Annotated in this window: 5 protein-coding genes; all 5 read right to left on the bottom strand. The window is 74.5% G+C overall.

All coding sequences use genetic code 11. From position 1 onward, the window contains the following. On the bottom strand, positions 1-323 hold a 323-nt coding region (locus VGI02_RS17360; RefSeq protein ID WP_331629067.1), incomplete at its 3' end, for an FAD binding domain-containing protein. Then, positions 320-2,680 carry a xanthine dehydrogenase family protein molybdopterin-binding subunit gene (locus tag VGI02_RS17355; RefSeq protein ID WP_331629065.1) on the bottom strand — a complete coding sequence of 787 codons (2,361 nt, stop codon included), beginning with the start codon at positions 2,678-2,680 and terminating at the stop codon, positions 320-322. The genes VGI02_RS17360 and VGI02_RS17355, both read right to left, overlap by 4 nt. A 49-nt stretch (positions 2,681-2,729) precedes the next feature. Next, complete coding sequence (locus VGI02_RS17350; protein ID WP_331629063.1) at positions 2,730-3,494, bottom strand: SDR family NAD(P)-dependent oxidoreductase; 765 nt, start codon at positions 3,492-3,494, stop codon at positions 2,730-2,732. 39 nt (positions 3,495-3,533) lie between these two features. After that, on the bottom strand, positions 3,534-4,325 hold the full coding sequence (locus VGI02_RS17345) for an MBL fold metallo-hydrolase (protein ID WP_331629061.1): 792 nt from the start codon (positions 4,323-4,325) through the stop codon (positions 3,534-3,536). Further along, on the bottom strand, positions 4,322-4,658 hold a 337-nt coding region (locus VGI02_RS17340; RefSeq protein WP_414638305.1), incomplete at its 5' end, for an AMP-binding enzyme. The genes VGI02_RS17345 and VGI02_RS17340, both read right to left, overlap by 4 nt.

Here is a 4,658-nt window from a genome sequence, read left to right as displayed (position 1 = left end):
AGGGTGCCGCGGCTGCGGATCGCGGCGTGCCCGATCCAGCCGGCGGCCTCGGCGGCGAGCGGGTGGAGCGTCTGGTCGGCGAGGGCGGCGTGGCGGACCAGCGCACCCGCATGGAGCACCCCGTCGCGCACCTCGAGGCGGTCGAGACCGGGGACGCGATTGACGTCGACCACCACCTCGGGTGCGGCCATCCGCAGCGCCATCACCGGGACCAGGCTCTGCCCGCCGGCCAGGATCTTCCCCTCGCCGTCGGCCGCCGCCAGCGTGGCGACGGCGTCGGCCACGTCGACGGCGCGGTGGTAGTCGAAGCGTGCGCACTTCACCGGCCCTCACTCCCGTGCACGAGCTCCCACACCCGGGCGGGCGTGACCGGCAGGTCGTCGACCTCGACGCCGAGGGCGTCGGCCACGGCGCCCGCGACGACGGCGTTCGGGGCGAGGGTGCCGCCCTCGCCGACCCCGCGGACCCCCGTCGGGTTCGGGGCCGGGGTGCTGACGTGGTCGATGGTGAGCTCGGGGATCTCGCCGGAGGTCGGCATCAGGTAGTCCAGCAGCGTCCCGGTCGACAAGTTGCCCTCCTCGTCGTAGACGAGGTGCTCGTACATCGCGCCGCCGATGCCCTGCGCGATCGACCCGGCGATCTGCCCGTCGACGATCACCGGGTGCACGATCGTCCCGGCGTCCTCGACGCAGACCCAGGACAGGATGTGGATCTCGCCGGTGGCGGGGTCGAACTCGAGGGCCGCGAGCTGGGCGCCCGCGGCGAACGCGCCGCGGATCGGGTCGTAGAACTTGGTGCCCTCGAGGCCGGGCTCGAAGCCCTCGGGCAGCCGGTCGGACTGCAGGTAGGCCACGCGCGCGACCTCGGCCAGCGAGATCACCGGCTTCTCCTGCCCGCGGACGTGGACCTGGCCCGCGCGCAGGTCGAGGTCCGCGACGTCGACCTCCTTGAGCGCCCCGGCGAGCGCGAGCACCTTCTCCCGCACGTCGACGCCGGCCAGGTTCGCGGCGCCGCCGCCGATGACCGCCTGGCGCGAGGAGAACGCGCCGAAGCCCCACAGCGACTCGTCGGTGTCGCCGTAGCGGACCGAGACGGCGTCGTACTCCACGCCGAGGGCGTCGGCGACGACCTGGGCCATCGTGGTCTCCAGCCCCTGGCCCTGGGAGGTGACGCCGGAGAACACCGTGACCCGGCCGTCGGGGTTGACCCGCACGGTGCAGGCGTCGTGGCCGGTCCGGAACGGCATCCGGGGCCCGGCGGAGGCGGCGCGGCCGAGGCCGGTGAGCTCGTTGTAGATGCCGACGCCGATCCCCAGCGGAAGCCCGCCCTCGTCGCGGCGCCGGGCCTGCTCGGCCCGCCAGGCCTCGAGGCCGAACACCTCGACGGCCCGGTCGAGGCAGGCCTCGTATGCGCCGGAGTCGTCGACCAGCCGCGACGGCATCTTGTAGGGGACGTCGGCGGGGAGGATGAGGTTGCGGCGGCGCAGCGCGATCGGGTCCATGCCCAGCGCCCGCGCGCCGGAGTCCATCAGCGCCTCCATCGCGAAGACCGTGGACGGCCGCGCGACCCCGCGGTAGGGCCCGGACGGGCTGGTGTTGGTCGCGACGCCGCGCACCGTGCACTGGTAGTGGGACAGCTTGTACGGCCCGGTGAGCAGCCCGCCCGCCATCAGCGGCTCGATCCCGGCGGTCCACGGGTAGACCGAGTACGCGCCGGTGTTGCACCAGACGTCGGCGGTGACCGCGAGGAGCTCGCCGTCGGCGGCGAACCCGGCGCGCACCACGTAGCGGTGGTCGCGGGCGTGGGTGGCGGAGAGGAGGTGCTCGACGCGGTCCTCGACCCACTTCAGCGCGGTGCCCGGCGTCGCGATCGCCATCAGGCACAGCGCGACGTCCTCGGGGTAGAGCACGGCCTTGACCCCGAACCCGCCGCCGACGTCGGGCGCGATGACCCGGATGTCGCCCTCGGGCAGGCCGAGCAGTTCGGCGAGCTGGTTGCGCACCAGGTGCGGCACCTGGGTCCCGGACCAGAAGGTGAGCCGGCCGTCGGCCGCGTCGAAGCGGGCCACCCCGGCGCGGCACTCGATGGGGTTGCCGCCGTGGCGGTTGGTGGTCAGCTCCCGGTCCACGACGACGCCCGCCCAGCTGAGGGCCTCCTCGACGTCGCCGGCGCGGAAGGTCCGCGAGAGCAGCAGGTTGTCGGGGGCCTCGTCGTGGACCGGGTCGACCGGGTCGGCCCACGCGCACACCGTGGGGCGCAGCGGGTCGTAGTCGACGACGACGGCCTCGGCCCCGTCCTCGGCGCGGTAGCGGTCGTCCGCGATGACGGCGGCGACGGCCTCCCCGGCGAAGCGCACCTTCCCCCGGGCCAGCGGCGGCTGCTCGGTCTCGACGTAGCCGGGCAGCGCCGACTGCGCGCGCAGCGCCACCCCGGCCAGCGCCGGGTGCTCCCCGGTGAACACCGCGTGCACGCCCTCGACGTCGAGCGCCTCGGCGGTGTCGACCCCGGTCAGCCGCGCATGGGCGACGGGGCTGCGCACGAACGCGACATGACGCATCCGCGGCAGCACCAGATCGGAGACGAAGCGCCCGTGCCCGGTGAGCAGCCGTGCGTCCTCCTTGCGGCGCACCGCAGTGCCGCTCGCGCGGGCACGCTCGCCCGGATCGGTGGTGGTGGTCATCGGCGGCCTCCTCCCGGCGTCGTCGGTCGATCGGTCAGGACATCCCCGGTCAGGGCATCGAGAACCCGCCGTTGACCGAGAGCACCTGTCCCGTCGTCCACGACGAGCACGGCGAGGCGAGCAGCAGGATCGTCGGGGTGACGTCCTCGGGACGGCCGAGGCGGCGCAGCGGGTACAGCGCGGTGATCTTCTTCAGGCGTTCGTCCTCGGTGCCGCCGGTGTGGGCGGCGAAGTTGTCGGTCTGCACCAGGCCGAGGGACACCGCGTTCGCGCGGACGCCGTGGCGCGCGAGCTCCTTGGCCAGCGACTTCGTGAGGCCGAGCGTGGAGGACCGGGCGGTGGCGGTGACGAGCAGGCCGGACTCGCCGACCCGCCCGGAGTCGCCCATCAGCGAGACGATCGATCCGCCGCCGTGCTCGGCCATCCGCTGCGCGACGGCGTGCGAGATGCGCAGCGTGCCGGTCACGGTCACGTCGATCTCGGCCGCGAAGTCGGAGGCGTCGCGCTCGAGGAAGCGGCCGCGGCTGGTCACCGCGGCGTTGTTCACCAGCACCCCGATCGGCCCGAGCTCGGACTCGACGGCGTCGAGCGCGCGGGCCACCGAGACGTCGTCGCGGGTGTCGACCGCGACCGCGATCGCCTTGACGCCCGCGGCGCGGGCGGCCTCGGCGGCCTGCTCGGCCCCGTCGCCGGAGGTGTGGTGGCCGAACGCGACCTGGGCGCCCTCGGCGGCGAACGCCTCGCCGATGGCGCGCCCGAGGCCCTGCCCGGCGCCGGTGACGAGCACCGTGGTGCCGGCGAGCTGGAGGTCCATGGTTGCTCCCTGATGCGGGTGGGTCGGACGGCGGGTGGGTCAGACGGCGACGAAGGCGCGGCCCTCGCCGAAGGTGACGACCCGGCCGAAGGCCAGGCCGGGGAAGTGGGCGGCGGCGACGAGGTCGTCGGTGTCGGTGAGCTCGTCGACGAGCCGGTTGCGCATCGCCTGCGCGGCGGCCGGGTCGACGTCGAAGGTGGCCTCCCAGTCGGGCTCGGCGAGCTCGACGACCGAGTGCGCGACGTCGCCGATGAGCAGTGCCCGCTGCCCCCGGCTGGAGACGACGTAGCTCGTCGAGCCGGGGGTGTGGCCGGGCGTCGGGCGGGCGTCCAGGCCGGGCGCGACGGTGTGCTCGGCGTCGAAGACCTCCAGCCGCTCGCGCAGCGGGTCGAGCTTGCGGACCGCGCCCGGGTCGGCGTCGGGGGCGTCGACGAAGTGCGCCCAGTCCGCCCCGTGCACGCGATAGGTGGCGCGGGGGAAGACCACCTCGCCCTTGCTGGTGGCCCAGCCGACGTGGTCGAAGTGCAGGTGGGTGAAGACGACGTCGGTGACGTCCTCCGACGCGGTCCCGGTCGCGGCGAGCGCGTCGAGGAAGCCGCCGCCGTCGTAGTGGTCGTTGTGGATCCGCCCGACCCCGGCGTCGATCAGCACCGTGCGGTCCCCGGTGCGCAGCAGGAACCCGCCGAGGGTGAGCACGAGGTCGCCGTGGGCGTCGAGCTGCTCCGGGTGGCACGCCCAGCGGTCGCCGCCCGGGGCGGAGAGCACCTCGCGGGCGTTCTCGCGTCCGGTGCCGTCCACGACGGGCACGATCTCCAGGTCGCCGACCTTCACGAGGGCACCTTCCGTTCGGTGGTGTCGGGCTCGGTCGGTTCGGGTTCGGCGGCGTCCGGCTCGTCGAGCAGGCGGGCCAGCTCGAAGCGCTTGACCTTCCCCGACCCGGTGCGCGGGATCGCGTCGGTGAACCGGATCGCGGCGGGCACCTTGAACCACGTGAGGTCCTGGCGGCAGCGGGCCCGGAGCGCTTCCTCGTCGATACCGTCCCCGGCCGGGACGACGAAAGCGACCGGGACCTCGCCGAGGTCGGGATGCGCCTGCCCGACGACCGCGGCGTCCCCGACGTCCGGCGCGTCGAGCAGCACGTTCTCGATCTCGGCGGGGTAGATG

This window comes from Actinomycetospora sp., from assembly GCF_036497245.1.
Taxonomy (GTDB): Bacteria; Actinomycetota; Actinomycetes; order Mycobacteriales; family Pseudonocardiaceae; genus Actinomycetospora.
Note: the sequence above shows the minus strand (reverse complement) of the source record. Positions and strands in the feature narration are given on the sequence as shown.

What these genes read in the sequence shown, in the direction of transcription:
- VGI02_RS17355 (WP_331629065.1), bottom strand. Translation starts at nt 2,680, where the DNA reads ATGACCACCACCACCGATCCGGGCGAGCGTGCCCGCGCGAGCGGCACT.
- VGI02_RS17350 (WP_331629063.1), bottom strand. Translation starts at nt 3,494, where the DNA reads ATGGACCTCCAGCTCGCCGGCACCACGGTGCTCGTCACCGGCGCCGGG.